At 39.5% G+C, this 21427-nt stretch carries 14 protein-coding genes; 12 read left to right on the top strand and 2 right to left on the bottom strand.

What is annotated here, in order from left to right:
• Nucleotides 1-2 precede the first annotated feature (2 nt).
• The 6 genes from ABFX33_RS01465 to ABFX33_RS01440 all read left to right on the top strand — a co-directional run bounded on the left by ABFX33_RS01465 (nucleotide 3) and on the right by ABFX33_RS01440 (nucleotide 8491).
• On the top strand, nucleotides 3-395 hold the full coding sequence (locus ABFX33_RS01465) for a hypothetical protein (protein WP_346083834.1): 393 nt from the start codon (nucleotides 3-5) through the stop codon (nucleotides 393-395).
• Between the two features lie 65 nt (nucleotides 396-460).
• Complete coding sequence (locus tag ABFX33_RS01460; protein WP_346083833.1) at nucleotides 461-1912, top strand: hypothetical protein; 1452 nt, start codon at nucleotides 461-463, stop codon at nucleotides 1910-1912.
• A 5-nt stretch (nucleotides 1913-1917) separates the two neighbouring features.
• Nucleotides 1918-5319 (top strand): hypothetical protein, encoded by a 3402-nt coding sequence (locus ABFX33_RS01455; RefSeq protein ID WP_346083832.1) that lies wholly within the window; start codon nucleotides 1918-1920, stop codon nucleotides 5317-5319.
• A complete protein-coding gene (locus tag ABFX33_RS01450; RefSeq protein ID WP_346083831.1) occupies nucleotides 5309-6163 on the top strand; it encodes a hypothetical protein in 855 nt (284 codons plus the stop codon). Before ABFX33_RS01455 ends, ABFX33_RS01450 begins: the two co-directional genes overlap by 11 nt.
• Nucleotides 6164-6169: 6 nt before the next feature.
• On the top strand, nucleotides 6170-7798 hold the full coding sequence (locus tag ABFX33_RS01445; protein WP_346083829.1) for a hypothetical protein: 1629 nt from the start codon (nucleotides 6170-6172) through the stop codon (nucleotides 7796-7798).
• A gap of 3 nt (nucleotides 7799-7801) precedes the next feature.
• Nucleotides 7802-8491: a flagellar motor protein MotB gene (locus ABFX33_RS01440; protein WP_346083828.1), complete on the top strand. Its 690-nt coding sequence runs from the start codon at nucleotides 7802-7804 to the stop codon at nucleotides 8489-8491.
• 34 nt (nucleotides 8492-8525) lie between these two features.
• Here the strand turns inward: ABFX33_RS01440 and ABFX33_RS01435 are convergent, their stop codons facing one another.
• Entirely contained in the window at nucleotides 8526-8843 is a 318-nt protein-coding gene (locus ABFX33_RS01435; protein ID WP_346083827.1) for a DUF6804 family protein, read from the bottom strand.
• Complete coding sequence (locus tag ABFX33_RS01430; RefSeq protein WP_346083825.1) at nucleotides 8840-9409, bottom strand: thermonuclease family protein; 570 nt, start codon at nucleotides 9407-9409, stop codon at nucleotides 8840-8842. The genes ABFX33_RS01435 and ABFX33_RS01430 overlap by 4 nt, the downstream gene beginning before the upstream one ends.
• 374 nt (nucleotides 9410-9783) lie before the next feature.
• Here ABFX33_RS01430 and ABFX33_RS01425 point away from each other — a divergent pair, with 374 nt between their 5' ends.
• From ABFX33_RS01425 to ABFX33_RS01400, 6 genes are all read left to right on the top strand, one after another.
• A complete protein-coding gene (locus tag ABFX33_RS01425) occupies nucleotides 9784-10833 on the top strand; it encodes a type I restriction endonuclease (protein ID WP_346083824.1) in 1050 nt (349 codons plus the stop codon).
• A gap of 11 nt (nucleotides 10834-10844) precedes the next feature.
• Entirely contained in the window at nucleotides 10845-11285 is a 441-nt protein-coding gene (locus tag ABFX33_RS01420) for a hypothetical protein (protein WP_346083823.1), read from the top strand.
• Nucleotides 11286-11317: 32 nt separating this feature from the next.
• Nucleotides 11318-11605: a DUF3892 domain-containing protein gene (locus ABFX33_RS01415; RefSeq protein ID WP_346083821.1), complete on the top strand. Its 288-nt coding sequence runs from the start codon at nucleotides 11318-11320 to the stop codon at nucleotides 11603-11605.
• Between the two features lie 634 nt (nucleotides 11606-12239).
• Complete coding sequence (locus ABFX33_RS01410; protein ID WP_346083819.1) at nucleotides 12240-14183, top strand: PEGA domain-containing protein; 1944 nt, start codon at nucleotides 12240-12242, stop codon at nucleotides 14181-14183.
• 26 nt (nucleotides 14184-14209) lie between these two features.
• A complete protein-coding gene (locus ABFX33_RS01405) occupies nucleotides 14210-14458 on the top strand; it encodes a hypothetical protein (protein WP_346083818.1) in 249 nt (82 codons plus the stop codon).
• 129 nt (nucleotides 14459-14587) lie between these two features.
• Nucleotides 14588-21343 carry an RHS repeat-associated core domain-containing protein gene (locus ABFX33_RS01400; protein ID WP_346083816.1) on the top strand — a complete coding sequence of 2252 codons (6756 nt, stop codon included), beginning with the start codon at nucleotides 14588-14590 and terminating at the stop codon, nucleotides 21341-21343.
• Nucleotides 21344-21427 lie beyond the last annotated feature (84 nt).

Genomic DNA, 21427 nt, shown 5'->3' with positions numbered 1-21427 from the left:
TCATGAACGATTTATTTGCACTATTTTATGAGAAGTTTTATTACGAGACAGACTTCTCTCTAGAAATGTTTGATAGGTTCCTCTATCAAAAGTATGCTATTATAGCCATTATAAGCGCGGCGGCATTTTCACTGGTCTTTTATTTTTTATTGGATAGGCCACGATTTGCTAAAATTGGACTTTGGTTTATTCTACTTACAGTCGCCTCGTTTGTAAGTGCGGGATATCTGTATAATGACTGTAAGTCAATCATGGAGCGAGAAAATCTTGTTTTTCCAAGCGAAGCTTATTTTGGTGTGGCCATTGGAAGTTTTGTGCTTACCTTGTTCGTATTCTTTATCCTCTCTTTATTTCTCAGAAAACTGTCCAAAAATCTTTCTAAGACACCATTTTAATTATGCCCAAATTATACGTATTCGCTATAGGTGGGACCGGGTCTCGCGTATTAAAATCACTTACAATGTTATTGGCATCTGGGGTATCCACAGGATATGAAATTGTACCTATTATTTTGGATCCCGATTCCTCAGCCGCTGATGTAGCTAAAACCGAACAATTGCTCAATGAATATCGAAACATTAATAAATCAGTAGCTCCCAGTAGTGAAAAAATGTTCTTTAAGAATAAGATGGAATCGCTGGGCGAGGTTATTGGTGCAGTTGGCGCGAATGCCTTGGGCAGTGAATTCCGTTTAGGGATTGGAGGTCTTAACGGTGGGAAATTCAAAGATTTTATTGATTATAATTTATTGGAGGATGGTGGAAGCAATCAAGCTTTGATCGACGTACTGTTCTCAGAATCCAATCTAAATTTGGATCTCGAAGTTGGCTTTCAGGGGAATCCAAATATTGGATCTATTGTATTGAACAAGTTTACTGAATCTGAGGAGTTTAATCATTTTGCGAATAGCTTCAATGGTAACGACCGAATTTTTATTATCTCTTCGATATTTGGGGGGACTGGAGCAGCAGGTTTTCCACTGATCTTAAAAAATATCCGTCAGGGGCTGGTCAATGGTAAGAATTATGATCACCTCCGCAATGCGGTCGTTGGGGCTATTACGGTAATGCCATATTTCAAGTTGGATGGCGATAATACCGATAATATTCAAAGTTCTACATTTTATTCTAAGACAAAAGCTGCTTTACATTATTACCACAAGAATATTAGTTCCAGCAAAGATATTAATGCTTTATACTATATCGCCGATGACAATAACAATGTGTACAAAAATGTTGTTGGTGGTGTTGGGCAAAAAAATGATAGCCATTTTGTTGAGCTTGCTGCCGCCCTGGCAATTGTTGACTTTGCAAATGATGACTCGTTGAGTACAAATGGGGGGTACGCGCAGAATCCTAAATACAAGGAATTTGGTGTCAACGATCTTTCAGCATCAAATCCTGTAATCACCTTTAAGGATCTTGCTCAGGAAACCCAGAATCAGATACAACTTAATCTAACACAACTATTGTTTTTCTCTTTGTATTTAGAAAACGAAATAAATGAAAAGTTGAAAGCTCCGTTTGCGAAAGAATCCTCGCCGGTTATTGACCAAAATTTCTTGAGTTCAATATTCTATGGAAAGTTAGTAGGTTTCTTAGATCAATACCGAATTTGGTTAGCAGAGATGAAACGTAATAAGATAAGCTTTTCTCCCTATAATATTCATGAAATTATTGATAATCAAGGTTCAGTTATTGGGTTGAAACCACAAAATGACGATCTGATGCAACTGGTCTCTGGAATAAATCAAAGGAGTAGCATGTTCAAGTTATTTCAGGAAAAGAGCTATGATCTGATGACCTCAACATTAAACGAGAGCCGAAAGGAAAAATATGCTACCGTCGAGAATAAGTTGATGACTCAATTTCACGATGCAACAGCAAAAGTTATAACCAAATATTTATTTTAATCAATATGGCAAAAGTTTTTAGACTTTTTGATGGTACACCAATGACACATTGGCAATCGAGTGGAACAGATTATGGTGAAGGTACAATAAAGAAAATAAAAAGCCCAGACGGCGATCAGAGTTCTGTACTTCCAACATCCATACCATCTCCCTTTGCCCGACTAGATTTATTTAATGGTGCATTTTCCTATTTTAAAGATATTGACAATAAATTAGATGGTTATACCAATAATCATAAGTTGGTGAGTGATTGTCTAGATTTATTGGAGTTACTTTATAATAAGGATTCTATAAATGGTGAGTTAACTATTAAGGTGTGGGATAAGCAAAGAGATTTAGTTAAACTGATTGAATCAAATTATTCTAAACATCAATTGCTTGGTCGTACATTGAACCTTTTTCTTAGGCAAGACCAACAGGAGTTTAGTTTTGATAAATTAAACCGCATTTATATTTTCTATTATAATTACAAAATTATTGGCGCAACTTCACCAAAAACGATGGTTTTTACCTCTGCTAATGATTTAGAATTTGCACAAATCACCTTGCATGATAGAAAATTATTTACTGAGCCTGCCTCACTTAAGAATAGAGATGAAGACTTCATTCTGTATTTAAGAGCTCTTTTTCAGGAACAGCCCCTATTAACTCAGCTAATGCCGGAATTTAATGAGTATGTGAGAAGAAGTATCAAAGAAAGGGGAGATGTGGACAGGTCTTTTTCTAGTAATATCCAAACACAGAACCTTAGTCAATTCCTGGATTACAAAAAGACAATAGAAGGTGACGATTATTTCGTTGAGGTGTTTGATATTCCTTTTCGTACTAAGAGCGCAAAAAATATTCAAGAACGTATAGGAAACGAATCACAGTTTTTGATTCATGCTTCGAAAGCAATTGATGGACTCAAACCTATGGTACTTGCTACCAATGGGAATTTAGGTGTGTTAGATTACTTGTATCAAGGCGTAAAATGGGATGTAAATACCAAGGTAAATCGGCCAGATGATCAATTTTTGGACTCTCGGGTGCTCCCTGGAAAAGATGTTAGATACCCATTTTTGACGGTTGATGACTTTTTGGAAGCTGAAATTTATGAAACTCCCTACGAAATTAACAAAAATTCATTTTTTAATGGAAATTTTTCTAATGAATCCGATGAGAAAAATGTAGGCTATCTCTTACCATTGAAAGCAGCCTTTTTTACTTATTTCACTGAAGAAGATTTGGTTAAGTTGCGATCTGGGAGAAATATGATGGAGATAATCAAAAAAAAGGGTTCGGTAAATGTCAAGTTACGAATTCCTATTAATGGTGGGCAGCATGTTATTGAATTGGAAAAGAAATATGAAAAGACGGATATTAATCCTCAGAAAGGGAAGATTATACCTTGTGCTAAATATTTTCAGCTATTTCCAATTCAGAAAACAGATGTAAATCCAAATTATTACATTCAAGTTATAGACGAAGGGTTAAATGATTACCAACATGTTTTTCAATTGAACTGTGATGGTAAGGCGGCTTCGGACCGTAGTATGAAAGTAAGACGTGATAATCGAAATGGTTCTTTTTACAACACTTACTATTTTAGAAATAGAGAGAACTTCAAATCGATACACTTTCAAGAGGAGGATAGTGTTAGCAATAATTATCTAATTCCACTTTGGCAGACCGAACGAAATACGGGTGGAAAATTTACGTTTGCTATTGATTTTGGCACTTCAAATACCCATGTGGAGTATTCTGTCAATAAAAGCAAACCGTTGCCGTTGGATTTACCATTCATGAAAAATGGTTTCGCGACATCCTTTAATAAGTTGGACACAAGCGTAAGTAGTCTAAATGAAATCCAAAATCTCAAAGATCTTGAATTTGTTGCCGAAAATATTTCTCAGGAATCTAACTATGGCTTTCCTATTCGAACGGTACTTTTCGACTATAATAACTTTAATGCATCTCATTATCAGTCCATCTTAGACTATAATATTGGTTTTACCTACGAAAAGAATGAGATGCCAAATTTTAATAATCTAACACCTAGGACAAATATCAAGTGGGTGACTGGATATGAGGATGAGGAAGGCTTAGCTTGGATGCGTTCGTTTTTGGAGCAACTGATTATAATGTGTAAAACCAAAGTGCTTGTAGAAAGAGGCGATCTCTCAAAAACAAGATTTACATGGACTTACCCAATAAGTTATGGGAAATTTAAAATTAATTCAGTAGCAGAGATAATGGAAGAATTGATTGCTCTTCATTTTGGGCAAGGCATTGAGATCAGGAAACTATCTGAATCCATTGCTCCATTCTATTCTATCGCAAAAACAGGAGAGATTTTAGGTACAACAGATACAATTTTATCATTGGATATCGGTGGTGGAACCATCGACAGTGTTGTTTATCAAAATCAAAGAGTTGTGAGTATTTCATCTGTACTTTTTGGAGCAAATTTTCTCTATCAAGCTGGATACAGAACGGAATTGCAGTCAAATGGTTTCTATCACCTAGGTAAGAAGTTTTTTTCTGGTCTCTCCAATTTAGATAACTTCCATAATCTACAAGAAATTGAATCAAAAATTCAACAATCTGGTAAGATTGAAGATATTATTGCCTATTATTTTTCATTGGACAAGAAAAAGGAATTACAGCATGTAAACAATAAAAGTTTCAACATTTTCTTGGCTATGCATACTAGTGAAAGGGTTGTTTTCCTCTTTTATTTAGCTTCCGTAATTTTTAATAGCGTTAAAGCCGTTAAGATAATGGGAATGTCCAAACCTAGTTATTTGACGTTCTCTGGTACCGGTTCTAAATTTTTGTCAATTATTGATAAGTCAAACTCAAAGGAAAGTATCATCCGATATGGGAGTGCAATTATTAATGCTGTATATAGCAATGAAGGTTTAGCGGAGACATCTCGAATACGAGTGTTATTGCAAGATAATCCTAAGGAATTAACCGCTAAAGGGGCCATTAATCTGTTGGATGAAGCTGAAGAAGTTCTTGCGGATCTATCTATCAATAGTCTTATGAATGACAAATTCAAAAGTTATATAGGTGATTTGGAGGGTACCATAGTGTCTAAAGATAATCCTTTATCTTATGAAAAATTAGGAGGACAGTTTAATGAAAGTGTCTACCAAGCTTATACAGAATTTGTCAATTTATTTCTTCAATTGCCAGGTGTAAATTATAAGGATGACTTTGGTATAGACTATGATCTCAAGAAAAAATTTGAAGACATACTCTTGGATAAAAAAATCGCAATTGAATTTTTGGAGGCAGGGATTGCTCAGCGTAGTAAGCAGATAACCGCTACAGATGAAGTATCTGATAATTTGTCTTTTTACATTGTTCGCGGTATGCTAGGTGAAATGTTTAATATATTACAGGAAGATGAAGATTAATAATACATATAAAAAATTGATGTTAGGGATACTGTTCTTATCTGGTTTAAAACCAGGTTTTGCTACCATCCAACAACAGCATATTGAAAACCAAACAACGATAATGTCAGATGTTTTATTTCAACGAATAGTGATAGCATTGGGGACTGCAGTTTTATTCCTTTTTGTCTTAATGATTGTTCAAATAATTGCTCGAAGGAGAGCCATCGCTACCTTGGAAAATAATGTTCGAGGTCTGGAATTTAAACTTAATTCCAATCAACAACAATTGAATACGAGGCAAAATTCTCCGAATCAAGTTCGCCATGATGAAACGTATTATGAGAGCCTAAAAAGTGAACTTGACATACTGAAAAGTACCGTGGGCGAGCTAAGTAAAACAGTTAGTGAACTTAATGGAAATTGTACTGCTCGCGTAGCTGAAGAAAATAAGACGGAAAATAAATCTATCGATCAGGTCAATAACACTCAAATACATCAGCATGTTGACATGCCTTCAGAACCGATCACATTATCCGTACCGACGAGACAAGAGTTTGTAGCGAGTTGTTTAACTGGAGGAGCATTTAAAGATTTGGAACCTGTCAGCAAAAAGGACCGTCGTACTCCTTATATTATCGTGAATAAAGAAAATGAATATTTTTTTCGTCTAGATGAAAGTAATCATGATGCTATTATGAATTCTCTGCAACACCGTGATAGTTATATCGATGGTTTCTGCGAACCACTGAATAATTACTTTCCTGAGGCAAGAACATTTACGCAGTTATCGGAGTTGGGAAAACTTCAAAAGCAAGAGAACAGATTTAAAGTAATTGAAAAAATCAAGATCAAATATATCTAACGGCGCATGGACTGGATACATATTATTTTAGAATTAGCGGTTGTTGGTTATTTTATTTCACAGCAACTGAAGACAGGGGCGCAGCTTCGAGGAGCCATCCTTCGGTTTGGACGCTTTATTCCATCCAAGGCTTATTTTAAGACCGAAAGCATTACGGTTTCCAAGACTCTTTTACAGGAAGGTCGGGTCGTCGAAATTTTCGAAACAATAAAAAACGATGAACATACCGATTCGATACCCCAAAAAGGTTCGGTACAGGTTACGCTTATCAATCCAAAGGATAAATCAGGGACCTACTTTGACCGCATTATCGAGTCATTGAATATCTATTTATTAAAAAATAATGGCGGTATAGCCGATTTTAATATTGTCAAAGATCTCGTCGAACGTAATGTGAATGTGGAGGAAGATGAGATTAAAGAAACCATTAACAAGCCCCTTTATTTGGGGCTGATGGCGACCATCGTCGGGATTATTTTTGGGCTATTTACCATGTTGATTAAGCTTTGGAACACGGATGATTCAGCGACATCAGGTTTGGTCAAACAGCTTGACCTGAATGATTTTCTTCTAGCTGTGTGTATTGCGATGGTTTCCAGTTTTCTTGGTCTTGCGATTACTTCATTTGTCGGTTTAAATTCCTTTAAAAAAGCAAAACGGGCAGTGGAGCAGAATAAGAATGAATTTTACAATTTCGTACAGACAGACTTGCTACCCGTGGTAAGCCAGGACTTTGGTTCATCCATTACCAAACTGACCAATACCATGAATGCGTTCAACTTGGAATTTACAGCTAATATCAATACCCTGAACCATCTGTTTCAGAAGAATTACGATACCTTAAAAGTTCAGGATACAGTTTTAGGTCGTCTAGAACAATTGAATGCTAATGATTTCGTTAAGATGAACGCTAATGTACTGTTGCGCCTTGAAAAAGCAACCAATAGTTTTGACAAGTTTAACGTTTTTATGGAAAGTCTCAACAGCAGGCTGTCAGAAACGCGTGTACTGAGCGATAGCATAGCGAAGTTACTTGACCGCGCAAACAATTTTGATAGTATTGCGCAGAAGATCGACGCTAGAGTGGACGACACCAATGCGATTATTTCATTTTTGAAACAGCAGTTTTCAAGCCTGGACGATATGTCTTCAAGATATAAGGAGATGATTCTGCGCGTAGACGATAACTTGGACGAGACACTCAAGGTTTTTGAGAATCATGTGATCATGAAACGGGAGGGATTGACCAATCTGATTACCGAGCAGCATGATCTTCTGGAAAAGGCTTATACTGAAAACGTGACCAAGTTCGATAAGTTGGACTTGCTTGAAAATCTGACCGTCCTACCTGAGATCAAATATGGTTTTGATCAGCACCAGAATGAGATGCTTTCCGGACAGATCAACCACATCAATACCGTGAGCCAGTTGGGGGCCGAAGTTAAGATCAATAAGGAGCAGATCAGTAATATCGAAAAGACACTGAAGGAAGTCAATGTCAAGGTTTCGGACGCTTCCGATAGAAGGGATGAGATGAATAAGCTAAATACTATATCTACGGTGCTCAGTAAATTGAAAGAAGAAGTTGAGAAAAGCAACGAGAGTATTTTTAAACGCATTTTCGGAAAAAAATAGGTCATGGCAAAAAAAGAAGGAAATAATATTTTCTGGGTCAGTTTTTCCGATCTGATGACGAGTCTATTTTTTATTGTACTGGTTCTATTTGTAGTAACCTATGTAAACAACCGCAATACAATTATTGCCCAGGATGAACAGTTACAGGTATACAAAGAAGTAGAGGACTCATTGATGCCGTTGAAAAATAACAGCTCTTTTCGGTATGAAGATAAGTACAAGCGATTCCTGCTCAATTTTGAAGTTAAATTCAAACCCTCTGCCTTTGAGATTCAGGAGGGCAATCTGGAAAACTATGCAGTCACGCGCGCGAAAGTCATTGATGCCGGCAAAAAGCTTAAGGAGGTACTTGATGCAGTCGTCAGATCCGCAAAGGAGCAGAACCGTGTTGATGGAGAAAAGGTATCTTATCTTGTTATAATCTCCGGTTATGCCTCCAAATTATACAATGCGGATATCTCACCGATGGGACGAAAAAAAGAGTATGAGCTGAGCTATAATCGGGCCTATGCATTGTCTAAATTCTGGAAAGCTCAGGGAATAGATTTTGAGGAGAAAGCTTACGGCGAATTGATTGATCTCCAGTTGTCCGGAAATGGTTGGGGCGGAGTGGGACGAGATCAAGCTAATGAGGATAATAACCAACGCTTTATTATTCAGATCGTACCAAAAATATCCAATCGAAACCTCTAAAAACGGTCAGAAAAAAATAGCTTAAGTAAAACACTTAAGCTATTTTTTTAGTCTTTCTTGTTCGTCGATTTAAGTTGAGCAATAGCCAGATTGCTGTTGCGACATCAACGATGTTCCAAATCAATCTTCCCAATGGTAACCGAAGGAGAGGTTGAAATAAAATAATCAGTACGATACAGATTACAAATTCACTGTTCCAGGAATGCCGCTTGGTTTTCGGGATATTAATAAGCTGTAAGATAAAAACCAAGCAGCCAAATACGCGAAGAATGATAAAGTAGCCATATGGTAAGGGTAAAAGGGCCAATATGAGGCCGCAGATTAAGATAATTTTTAGTGATTTTAGATTCATTCAGTGATATTTTTAGACCAGAGTCCCAGACCTTTTTCCCGTGCATATTGCTGAGCCTCCTGAAAGCGCTGTTCATATTTTACATTGGGGGCAATCGTCATCAAGATGGCATAGCCATCTTTGACGATTTTTTCATTGATAAATGTACCATCTATTAGATAGACATAAGCTAGGGTTCTTCCGTATTGATCCAATGAATCTACATCAAATTCCAGTTTGATGGTTTTATGCAGTAGTAGATCTGTAGCATATTTCGAAGCTTCCTTACCAAATGCCTGTTCTTTTTTGCGAAAATAATTGCGGGGCTCCGGCGCATCTATTCCGATGAGCCGTATTTTGATTCGTTGCTCTCTGTCGTCTTTACACCAAAAGGTATCCCCATCAGATACCTTTGTAACGCGGTATATGCCCTTTGGGAGACTTTTATTGTCGGTGATTTCACTGGATGAGAACCCTAACATTTTCTGTTTGTAATCTTCTGATTTGGACTGGCAGCCGACCAGTGGTGATGATATCAGGAGAAGAGAGCCGAATACGAAGCTCCATTTTCGATAAGTACTTTTCATAGGACGTTTTTTATTTACCTTCTTCTACCTTTTCTTTTTTCTGCCGAATTGCGGCATCGTTCAGAGCAATAGGATTTACCGAACATAAACGTGAGTACCTTCATAGCGAAACCTTTTCCTTTATAACTCTTTTTTTCTTTTCCAGACTTAATTTCTTTGTTGCACCATGCGCATGGATCATACATGTTTTAATTATTTAAGGGTGAATAATAGGGTGAATAATATGGCTCAAAATTAGGATTTACATTTTCCTGGATTTATGGTTTCCCGTAAAGAGCCCTCATAATGAGTGGCTACTTTTGGACTATCATAAATAAATAATATAAACGCTGTATAACAAAATCAAATAAGCCATTTATTAAAAATTAAAAACTATGGATTTTAAAGATGAGATTCGTCAATTTGCCAAGCGCGTTGACCGACTTTTACCACAGATCAAAACAGAAGAAGCTACAAAGACATCCTTAGTGATGCCATTTTTGAAGATATTAGGTTACGATGTGTTTGACCCGTTTGAGGTACAACCAGAGTTTATAGCCGACATCGGTATTAAAAAAGGCGAGAAGGTTGACTATGCTATATTACGTGAAGACAAACCTGTTATCTTAATTGAATGCAAGCATTACGCGGATGGGCTTGATCCGCACAATTCACAGCTGTTCCGTTATTTCCATACGACGGAAGCTAAGTTTGGTTTGCTGACCAATGGTGTGGAATATCGCTTTTACACCGACCTGGTTACGCCGAATAAGATGGACGAAAAGCCATTTTTCGAGTTCAAGATTATGGATATCAAAGACAATGAAGTATCCGAATTGCGCAAGTTTCATAAGACAGAATTTGATCTTGAGAGCATCTCCAGCGTTGCGAGCGAATTAAAATACTTTAATGAGCTGACGATTTTAGCTATGGCAGAAATGCAGAATCCGAGTGACGATTTCGTTCGTTTTTTTGCGAAGCAAGCCTATCCAAGTGTTGTTACAGCAAAGGTTTTGGAGCAGTTTACACCATTGGTCAAACGTGTTTTTACACAGATTGTCAATGATCAGATTGCTGAGCGACTAAAAAGCGCACTTAAAAAAGAAACCGAAGCAGAGGAAAAAAATGCAACAATTACCCCGATTGAACCCGATGCGGTGATCGTGACGACAGAGGAGGAGATCGATGGTTATTTAATTGTCAAATCCATCTTGCGCAAAGAGATTGAGGTTGGCCGCATATTTATGCGCGATAATCAGTCCTACTGTGGTATCTTACTAGATGATAACAATCGCAAGCCGATCTGTCGATTCTATTTTACGCCCAATCGCTTGCGTATCGGATTGTTTGACAAAGACAAAAAAGAAGCTAAATATGATCTAGACTCCTTAGATGATATCTACAAATATTCAGAGCAGATCGTTGAGACGGTTATCAACTACTAATCAGGTATGTTATGAAAAAGTATCTATTGTTATTTCTCATTCCATTTTTATCCATAGCCTGTAAAAAGGCCGAATCGGAAGACAATACATATGGTTATGAAACTGAATGTGATCAGTGTGATATTAACTATGTTGATGATCTAGGGACTACGTTTTATGTGAATGGTCATAAAGGTGCATGGAAGAAAGATTTTCCCCGCTCGGTATTCACGGAGATGAGAGTAACCGTCACTGCGCGACAATCTAGTTCGAATACTGTGTCTGCTCATATTACAAAAAACGGTAGGCGGCTGGTCTCGCAGTCAGGCAATTCCAGTATTACCGTTAGACATACTGTAAAAAGCTCGGGATCATCTAAACCTGTTTCGAGCATCTGTGGTGCTCCAACCCAAAAAGGAGGATCATGCCAGCGAAAAGTATCAGGTGGAGGAAGGTGCTGGCAACACAAATAATTGAATTTTTATTAACTTTTAAATTTATAAATATGGCAACAAGACATGAAATTAAGTGTATCAAGAAGACAAACCGTCAAAGCGCACATGATAGAATTGAAAAAATCGGCGGAAAAAATCCTGATGGCCAATCATGGCAAATAGCACAGGAAGAGGCTATTGCGGGTATTGAAGACGGTCGATGGAGTTTTTATGTTAATAGGGGAGGATCTCCTATTGACGTAATCGTAGCAACAAGTGCCTTGGGTAACAAGTATATTAAAACAAGAAATGATGGCGAACAACCTAATAATCTTCTAAGTTTACCAGAGTGTTTATAAGTCTATTTTAAGATACTTGAGATTACAGGTCAAGTTTTAGCCAAATTGTCGAAAGAGCAATTTGGCTTTTTTATGGCGTATATCCTTTTAACTTTTTTATAGCCGAACATGTCTTATTAACAACCAATAAAATGATGTATACTCGTTTAAAGTATATTTTTGAAATATTCACATGCCTACATTTCCTTGTTCGAAGGGAATTTTATTAGGCCAATACCATGATAATTTCCAGTGTACTTGGGGCATTTGTCATGGAAAAGCTGTCGTAAAATAATTTTAAAAAATCTTGTTTCCTGCTTCAATTTTGGCGAACCTATTAACCCCTATTAGCCAAAGTTTTCGGTATATCACATCTACCGATTACAAACTCATTTATTATACCTTTTTTTGTTTTAATACTAAATAATTTAGCATTATAGTAACGCCTGCAACGGTAAAGGACGAACATATTAGAGGATAAAATCAATGAAATACTGACAGAAAAAACTATGATGCGGTTATAGGGATAATAGCTGTGTCATCATCAGAAAAGAAAGCCAGACTATCGCCATGGAGCGATAGACAACAGTAGATTAATTTTAAAAACATTGCTGTCTGAAAATTACGGAAAGACAGCGGATCTTAAATTTTTATTATGACAACGAAAGCAGAATTAAAAACATTTTTTGAAAACGGGGATGTACCCGGACAAGAACAATTTTGGGCGTGGATGGACAGTTATTGGCACAAAGAAGAGACCATTGATGCAACATCCACACTGTACACCAATACACAACCGACCTCCTATCAGGTAGGAGGAGTGCCGATCGGAACATCATTTGACCAGATGCCGGTACAAGAGGTATTGGATTTCATATTCTATGGTAAGCAACAGCGCAGTCTTACCATTACTACAACACCACCTGATGCCGTTGTGACGATCAACGGGGTGATCGGCAATACATTAAATGTATACGAAGGAGCCAATGTGAGCTATACCGTTGAACGACCGGGGTATTTTTCTAAAACTGCATCGGTCAAAGTCACCGAAGATATGACCATACATGTAGCCTTGGAGCCAGATCTTTCAAATACTGAGATCAAATTTAAAATACACACAACAGCAGCAAATCAACAGGTTCCCATTGCAATGCTCCGAACTTCAGATACACAAACTCTTGCTAAGATCACTTATGGCGATGGGCAGTCTACTATAGTTTCCGTATCACAATATAATGGATCACAGTCTTGGACCGATAATGAAGGAAATGTTCATTACATAGATAATGGAAATACATTTTATCATACTTATGAAGTTGCGGGGGATTATGAGATTACGATTAATGCAGGTGCAAATGTAAATTATGTCCGTTTCTGTGAAGGTCTCACCAGCGATCCAGCGGGCTATATGGCACCGACAATCAACAACTATATCCAGGAAATTTCAGTATTCAGATCTGATTCACTGACCAATCTGGATTATACTTTCGCCGGATTATCAAAGGCTAATGTTGGCCCGAACTTCAAATTGGAAACACCCCAAGTGGCCAGCATGAATGCTACATTTTATGGATTTGGAGTTGGAAGGGAATTTGACAGTTTTCCAGCGGATATGCTCTCACAGATCAGTCTACCGACCACTCTAAGGGGAACTTTTTTCAGGGCGGGGCTTAAGAAGATCCTTCCTGGGTTTTTAGATAGCCTGACTGAACTTGTTAGTGTTTTTGAATGTTTCAAAAATTCAAAACTTGGAAAGGGATATTACAGTGGTGTTGACGCAGGACAGTATCCAACTATGGCTATACAGGGATCCAATGATTTTGTACCTGTATCACTATTCTGGAAGAACCCCAAATTAAAAGACATCAGCCACGTATTCAACTATATAGGTGAGGGATGGTTCGGCAACCTCAGCAGCGGCTATCTGGCATATTTTGTCATCCGAAGAGAACTGTTCTGGAACGGGAAAACTGCCGGTAATGTAAATGGTACCATTCAAAGTGCGTTCTATGCCTTCGGCAAATGTAACAGGTTGTTGTGTGAACCTAATATTCTGAAGCATGCGCCGAATATGGTTTATCTTGGGGGAATATTTACCCAGACCAACCAAACACAGCACCCTGTAGGTTGGGCAACAATGGTTCCTGTTGCGGCCAGCGAGACTGAAGTTTACCGGTTCGCAGAAAACAATGGAAATTATACGGCTATTCCAGTTGCTGGGAAAGGGCTGACCTTTGATTTGCGATTGATGTTTCCTGATGTTTCCTATCCAAATGTTACCTGTATTTCTGGTGCGTTCACTGTGGCGGCAACAGGTAGTACGATGGGCTTCCAGCATCAGATTGACTATACGCCGAATGGCCAAGTAGCTAAACTGGATCTAAGTATGAGTGGTGCAGATTTTCTGTCAAAATTTCCAAATGCGAAAGCCGGAAGTATGGATGCCTATGCAAAATTAATGCTTGGACAAACTGGAGGTACTGAGTCTGATAAAAATGATGGTCGTCATGGCGTATTCTATCGGTTGGATCAAGATAGCAGGATCAGCGACAAGACAGCTCTACCAAGTCTGATTTTTAATAATGCTATCCCGTATTAATATGTATCTCATTAATCAATTAGAAAATGAACAATCAACAAACAACATGGACAACGATGAGTCCCAGTACTCCTGTCACTAAAACCATCGTAGAAACAAGTTTGCTTGCAGATCAGTCCGCAGAAGACGGTGTGATGAGGATCGGTGCCACGAGAATAGGATATGCTTATATCTTTGAAAGAGAAGACCCGAATCCCCCAACAGATTCAGACCTGATATTTCAATATGATCTTGCCGGAAACCAGATCCGTCGAGAATTGAAAAAGATAAGCTAAGAGACTTCTCAGGTTGAAACCAAGGGGCGCAGGTTTAGCGTCCCCTGGTTTTCAGTCGCTCGGTTCTCACACAAAAAACTAATGGAGTCTCGAGAATAAAAATTGTAAAAAACAGTAAAAATTTTAAATATGGAAACTTTAAATACAACTGCATCAGCGGGTGTACCGGCTATTGGTATGCCTTCACCGACAGCAATAGATCAAAATAGCGTTGACGAAATTGTGCCAACTGGAAATACAGCATCACTTGTCCAGCTCAATGCGAGTAGTATAGAACCTAGTGAAATCCTCGGCGATACATCATTTCATGATACCCAGGGCACCATCAATGTCAATAACAATGGGCAACTTCAATTTAACCTGCCGGTCGCATTGCCACCGGCGATCAAAAGTGTCGCGCCACAGGTCAATCTGATTTACACCAGCGGATCCGGCAATGGGATCGCCGGCTACGGATGGACTATTTCCGGAGTGACCGGTATTTCCCGAATGGGACGCAGCATCGATAAAGACGGTGAAACACGGACGATCCAATTTGATTATACCGATTATTACATGTTCAGTGGACAGCGGCTGATCTTGAAATCAGGGGTGTATGGAAAAGATGGTGCAGAATATGTTACAGAGAAATATTCAAATACCAAAATACGGTCGATAGGCACAAACCCTGAGCAGAACGGCCCAGCCTATTTCGAAGTTACTTTTGAGGATGGGTCTCAGGCATTGTACGGTAGCAGCGCAGATGCGCGAACAGCTATTGAGTATAATATTGTCAGCTGGCAGGATGCACATGGCAACTATATTTCCTATAGTTATATCCGGGGGGACAATGTAGCTACTATAGACCGTATCGACTGGGGCGGTAACGAGGATGTTGGTACTCCCCATTTCAACAGTATTACATTTAATTACATGGAGCGCGAGCTGATAGAAAGTTCTTATGTCAGAGGAATTCTTTTCAAGCAGAATAATCTGTTGCTGAATATAGAGGTAAGGGCCAATGGCAATATCTTCAAAACCTATGAAATGGTCTATGAAAAAGACGATCATAACAACCGCTATCAGTTCTTAAAATCCATTACTGAGCGTAATGCGCTAGGAGAGGCCGCTAATCCAGTGGTATTTGATTACAACAAATCCAAGCCCGGTGAATGGAGAACGACTTCCATTACAAATGACAAAAATGCCAAACTGTTATATGGTGATTTTGACGGTGACGGCAAGATTGATGTCATCAAATATGCCGATGCGTTTAGGGATTGTCTGAATTATGAGAATATCTATCACGAAGATAATGGAGCCGACGGTGATGACTTCCAGACAGGATATTGGGAATCCTACTGTACTGAACCGGTCGATTATCCAGCGGGGATCTACCACTTTTCGAGCGTATTGGACAATAATCAGCCAAAACAGGTTTACATTGGCTCGGCTATTACTAAAGCCCAGCTGGAAAATGCCAAGGTATTCAATCTAATGAATGCAGAGGGTGAGATCCTGAACAGGCAGGGCTTTTTTATTTACGAAACAGTGCCTTCTACTACGAGCTCGGAACCGGGCAGAAGGGATTTGATCATTAAAGGCTACTCCATGGAAACTGATTCCATTTCAGGCAGTAAACAGCTGAAAGAGGAATTTGTAAAAATAGTGCCCGCGGAACTCTATGACCAAACTGTTCTCCGTGATGATTCCGATCCAAATGTAAGTCAGGAATGGAATGACACCTTCATCCTTGATGTTAAGGAGCATGATCTTGATGGTGACGGTATTTCCGAATTGATATTTATACTGAGGGATACATCAGGTCGGATCGAGGTGACCGGCTCCTCTTCTGAGCCTATTCGGACCAAGGAGATCAGGTACCGTTATCTGATTGTTCAGCCAAATGAAACCGAAGTTTCAAATCTTGCCCAGGTCATCAATATTTATTATCCTTTCGATAACTTTTTTGACGGCAAAGCACTTGTGGGAGATTTTGATGGTGATGGCTGTGTAGATTTTATTTCATTTACCGATCTGGGAGAATGTTCCTTGCTGGCCATAAAAAAAAATAACCTAGGCAAATTTTATGCGGCTTCAACCTATTATCCCAATATACGGATCGAAGGACTCCGTGATAAGGCGATTGTAGGCGACTTTACCGGAGACGGTAAAACAGATATTATGGTTCCACAGGCCGTTGACAGTGAACAGTGGAAACTCTATATATCGACCGGCTCAGGATTCAGAGTACAGGTGCTAGACGGATTTCAGCTTTATAAGGAAGATCTAGATTTTCGAGGGAAGACACATCTCAGGAACATAAAACGGCAATATTTTGCTCAGGATCTCAATAAGGATGGCAAAGCTGATCTGATTGCATTTTATTCCCATATCATGTATGATTATAGCGATAAGGGCTGTCAGACCAAGTTCATGATCCTATACCATGAAAATAAAGGTATGGATGCTACTGGTAATGTTGTTTTTGAAAAACGGAATATCGATGGAAGCCAGCTCAGGGGTCGGAGTAAATATAAAATGGACTGGTACCCCGCAGAATATGATGTTTACTGGACCGATGTGAAACCCTATGCTTCAAACTATATTAAACAGGATCCACCAACCTTAGCGCATTTTTCACCCCTTATCGGTGATTTTAGGATCAACAATTTTAATGAGAGTATTTTGGTATTCCGTGAGGGCAGTTTGATCAAATATTCGCACTATACTGTTGCGGATGAAACTTACATTACTTCGATAGCCCAGGGTGGCATCGTTACTGAAATCCAATATGACGAGCTGGATCCTAAGGTGAATCCGGGACTTTATGCAAGTGTCAAAAAGGAAAAATATCCTTACGTTGAAATGGATCGTCTGTCGCGCACCTTTGTCGTTTCACAACTAAAGCAGGACAATAAAAAGCAAGATTTCAGGTATCGAGGTTTCGTTGCCCATGTCCTCGGAAAGGGCATGTTGGGCTTCAGACAGTCTGCCAGATCTTCATGGTACACTGATCAGTTGTTAGCTACGAAGATATGGACCGGAAGTGAGATGGATCCCCTTAATGAAGGACTACCGATCAAAGAATGGAGTGTCCGTACCAGCGATGATAATGAACTCATTTTTCCAAAAGATCTTTCATTGGACAATGCTCAACTGCTGTCATTTAAATCCATTGTTTACGATCGTTCGACCCCATCGTTAGGTGTTACGGCTATTGTTCCTATAAAGACTGTCTCCAAAGACTTTTTGAAAGACATTGTCGAAGAGCATACAGTCGTGTATGGAGACTATTATCTGCCAGCTAGCACAGCAACCGTGATCAATAATGGTTATGCGACGACATCTACAGTATTAGCGTACATGCACAACCTGAATGGTACAGGCAAAGATTATTTTGTCGGACGTCCAATTAGCAAGTTAGAAACCATACAGGCCTACGCTGATACGAAACAGCAAAAGGAGGAATATGCCTACACTAATCATCTATTGGCATTCCGGAAAACGTACAACAGGAACGGTTCGGGCTGGGTACAGGAGTCCTATACTTATGATCTTTTTGGCAATATTGTCGAAAAGGTACTGTCCAATAGTTCCGACAGCATGACACAGACCGAACGAACACAATATGATCCTAAAGGCCGCTTTGTCATCAAAAAGACGGACAACTTGGACTTGGAGACACTGATCACTTACAACGATCTGGGGCAGGTTCTGACACAGATAGATCCATTGGGTAATATGCTGACCAGTGTATATGACGGCTGGGGCAAATTGCTCTCTATAGAGACAAATCTGGAAGGTAGTACCACATATACCTACGAAAAAATGGACGACAAAGGCACCAAGGTAAGTAAGTATGAGCCAGATGGAATGGCTAGTTCAGTGTTTACTAATAAATTGGGACAACAGGTCAAGACAAGACAGAGAGGGTTTAATAAGGAGGGATCTGTTATCATAGTTGATGATATCGAGATAACAGTAGAAGGAGATACCAATACCCGTATTTCAGTCCTGACTGTTTATGATGATTTAGGCAGAAAAATTCGGGAGTCTGAACCCCATCGTGATGGAAATCCAGACAAGTGGAATACGATCAGTTACGATGATAGTGTCTTTCCGGGTATTGTAACCGCTGCTTCATTTAATGGCAAACAGGTCACAACGCGGCAAGAAGGCAGGATGACAATCGTTGAGGAAAGAAACGGTTATCTGCGCAGCAGCAAAAAAATCGCTGATCCACTGGGTAATATTATTATTTCAGAGGACAAAGGCGGAACCATCAGTTTTTCTTTTAATGCTGTCAGTGATCAGATCAGTGCTCAGTACGGTGATAATATTGTGCGGACAGATTACGATGTGTGGGGAAGGAGGTCTCTATTTGAGGACCCTTCCAATGGTGTATATCGATATGAATATAACGGCCTGGGGCAGGTCGCCAAAGAGATCAGTCCCAAAGGCTATAAGGAATATCGCTACAATGCCAAAGGGCAGTTGGTTGAGCAGATCGAAAAATCCATCCAGCAGGGACTGACGGACAAAACGATCAATTATCGGTATGATGGCAAGGGGCTTCTCGTTGAACAGGCTGGTACATCGGGTGGCGAGCAGTTTAAAACAACATTCATATACGACAGCTATGGTAGACTGCTCGAAAATCGCGAAGAGAGCTACGGCCGAATCTACATGCAGCAGGATATCGAGTATGATGATAAATCTCGCGTTGTATCCTATGCAAAGAGCCTGGAATCTAATGCTGTCCAGACGGTGGCGCGTATTCAGCACATTTACGATGCATGGAGCGGAATCTTATCCAAGATTATCAACGCTGATACAGGCCTGGAGCTTTGGCGGATACAGGAAAGTAATGCCAGCGGACAGGTGCTGCGGAGCCGACTAGGAGCATCAAGGGTCAGTAATGCGTATAATGAGCATAATCTTTTGACTGAGATATCTCACCAGTCCAATGCCGGGCAGATTTTGCATCAAAAATATACTTTTGATGCAATTCGTAATGAACTTAAAGATAGGGTACGGACAGGGAATATCGCGTTGACCGAAAACTTCAGTTACGATAACAATAATCGTCTTATCGAGTGGACCAATCCAGCAACTGGGGCACTTTCGGCTAATAGTTACGATATTCAGGGGCGTATTGTGGATATAGATAATGTAGGAACAGTACGTTTTGACAATACCGGACAACAGTATAGACCGTCAAAGGTGAACCTTAATACAGCAGGTAAGCAGCAATACAGTAATGATCTGATTCAGGAAATTGATTATAACGAGAATAATGATCCGCTCCAGATCAAAGGGAAACAGGGTAATGTCACATTTGATTATGGTCTGGGACCTATGCGTCAGCGTGTTTTCTATAGTAAAACGGCTACAATTTCAAAAAAAGAAAAACAGGCTGCTACCGCTCAGGAGGCAGGTTTTACCAAGTTTTACAGCGCAGATGGCAGTTTTGAGGTCTTACGCAATAATACAACTGGGCAAGAGAAGCATATCCTCTTTATCGGAGGTTCACCATATGAGAGCAATATTGTATATTTAAAGGACTATTCGGAGAGTAGTGGTTCTTATCGGTTTTTGCACAAAGATTATCTGGGGAGCATCTTGGCCATCAGTGATGTTGCGGGGGCTTTGGTTGAGGAGCGCCACTTTGATGCCTGGGGCAATTTGACTCATGGCGTTATGGAACTCATGGACCGGGGGTATACCTCCCACGAACATTTTGACATGGTCGGCATTATCCATATGAACGGCAGGCTTTATGATCCCAATTTGAGGAGATTCCTGAATGCAGATGCGCATATCCAGGATATGTTCAATACCCAGAATTATAATAAGTATGGGTATGTGCTCAATAATCCATTGATGTACAATGATCCGAATGGAGAGTTTTTTCTTGCTTTTCTGGGAGCGGCGGCGTTGATAAAAGCAATATTTATCGGTGCGGCAATAGGGCTTGCGGCCTATACTGTTAGTCTTGCAGTTACGGGCAATATAGGCATGTGGAATCTTGGAGGAGCAATGAAAGCAACCTTCTTTGGAGCGGTATCTGGTGCAGTCGCTTTTGGTATAGGTTCCATCTTTAGTAATGCCACTGCCAACTTTGGGAATGCATTAATGCAGGCAGGGGCACATGGTTTATCACAAGGTGTTTTGGGCTTGGTGCAGGGACAGAATTTCTTGAGTTCGGCGGTGTCCGGTTTGTTGGGAAGCTTGGGTGCTTACGGCTGGGGCAAGGCCGTGGAGGCTGTTGGTTTGGAACAGTTTTCTCAGAGTGTCTATGGTACAATTGGTTTTGGAGCGTTATCTGGTGGTATTGGTGCTGAATTGAGTGGTGGTAATTTTTGGAGGGGAGCCATCACAGGTGGATTTGTTGCAGGGCTGAATCATGTGATGCATAGAATTGCTGAAAAACCAAAAAAGGATCTGACCAAAGAATTCAACAAAACGCTCAAGAAGACCAAAGAATTTTTTGCTTCGCGAAAAAGGGATTATGATAATAGATTGCTGAGCTTGGCTGAAAGAAATGCAGAACCTCAGGAGTTTATGGCCCTTGCTCGGGAACAACTGATGGAATTTTTTAACTTGGTCAAAACGGGAGCGGAGTATGACCTGAAGATTAACAAGAAATCTCCATTTAGTTTGAAAAAGTTAGAAGATGTTCAAGCAATATACAATGGAGAGATGTTCGATGTTGCGGATTTTGGTAATTATAATTTTGGGGTTGCTGCCAAAGCTTATGGTTACTCTTTAGACTTTGTTAGAAAAGCTGCAGGCGCATATCAGATCTATAGCGGTACTTCCGAGTTAAAGGGGATTTTTACCTATTTTGATGATCCCAGGGATTATTGGATGATAGGAAGAGGGTATAGACATTTTAAATAAAAAGTACTTAAACACAGGACTATCGGTTTATTCAACAACTAAAAGTGTGAATAAACCGATAGCTTATCATAGTTAAAAACAAAT

This window comes from Sphingobacterium ginsenosidimutans (assembly GCF_039536865.1).
In the GTDB taxonomy this organism is placed as follows: Bacteria; Bacteroidota; Bacteroidia; order Sphingobacteriales; family Sphingobacteriaceae; genus Sphingobacterium; species Sphingobacterium detergens.
This window is presented reverse-complemented; position numbering and strand designations above follow the sequence as displayed.

Excerpts from the sequence above, each read along its gene's own strand:
- ABFX33_RS01465 (WP_346083834.1), top strand. The coding sequence starts at position 3 with ATGAACGATTTATTTGCACTATTTTATGAGAAGTTTTATTACGAGACA.
- ABFX33_RS01460 (WP_346083833.1), top strand. The coding sequence starts at position 461 with ATGTTATTGGCATCTGGGGTATCCACAGGATATGAAATTGTACCTATT.
- ABFX33_RS01455 (WP_346083832.1), top strand. The coding sequence starts at position 1,918 with ATGGCAAAAGTTTTTAGACTTTTTGATGGTACACCAATGACACATTGG.
- ABFX33_RS01450 (WP_346083831.1), top strand. The coding sequence starts at position 5,309 with ATGAAGATTAATAATACATATAAAAAATTGATGTTAGGGATACTGTTC.
- ABFX33_RS01445 (WP_346083829.1), top strand. The coding sequence starts at position 6,170 with ATGGACTGGATACATATTATTTTAGAATTAGCGGTTGTTGGTTATTTT.
- ABFX33_RS01440 (WP_346083828.1), top strand. The coding sequence starts at position 7,802 with ATGGCAAAAAAAGAAGGAAATAATATTTTCTGGGTCAGTTTTTCCGAT.
- ABFX33_RS01435 (WP_346083827.1), bottom strand. The coding sequence starts at position 8,843 with ATGAATCTAAAATCACTAAAAATTATCTTAATCTGCGGCCTCATATTG.
- ABFX33_RS01430 (WP_346083825.1), bottom strand. The coding sequence starts at position 9,409 with ATGAAAAGTACTTATCGAAAATGGAGCTTCGTATTCGGCTCTCTTCTC.
- ABFX33_RS01425 (WP_346083824.1), top strand. The coding sequence starts at position 9,784 with ATGGATTTTAAAGATGAGATTCGTCAATTTGCCAAGCGCGTTGACCGA.
- ABFX33_RS01420 (WP_346083823.1), top strand. The coding sequence starts at position 10,845 with ATGAAAAAGTATCTATTGTTATTTCTCATTCCATTTTTATCCATAGCC.
- ABFX33_RS01415 (WP_346083821.1), top strand. The coding sequence starts at position 11,318 with ATGGCAACAAGACATGAAATTAAGTGTATCAAGAAGACAAACCGTCAA.
- ABFX33_RS01410 (WP_346083819.1), top strand. The coding sequence starts at position 12,240 with ATGACAACGAAAGCAGAATTAAAAACATTTTTTGAAAACGGGGATGTA.
- ABFX33_RS01405 (WP_346083818.1), top strand. The coding sequence starts at position 14,210 with ATGAACAATCAACAAACAACATGGACAACGATGAGTCCCAGTACTCCT.
- ABFX33_RS01400 (WP_346083816.1), top strand. The coding sequence starts at position 14,588 with ATGGAAACTTTAAATACAACTGCATCAGCGGGTGTACCGGCTATTGGT.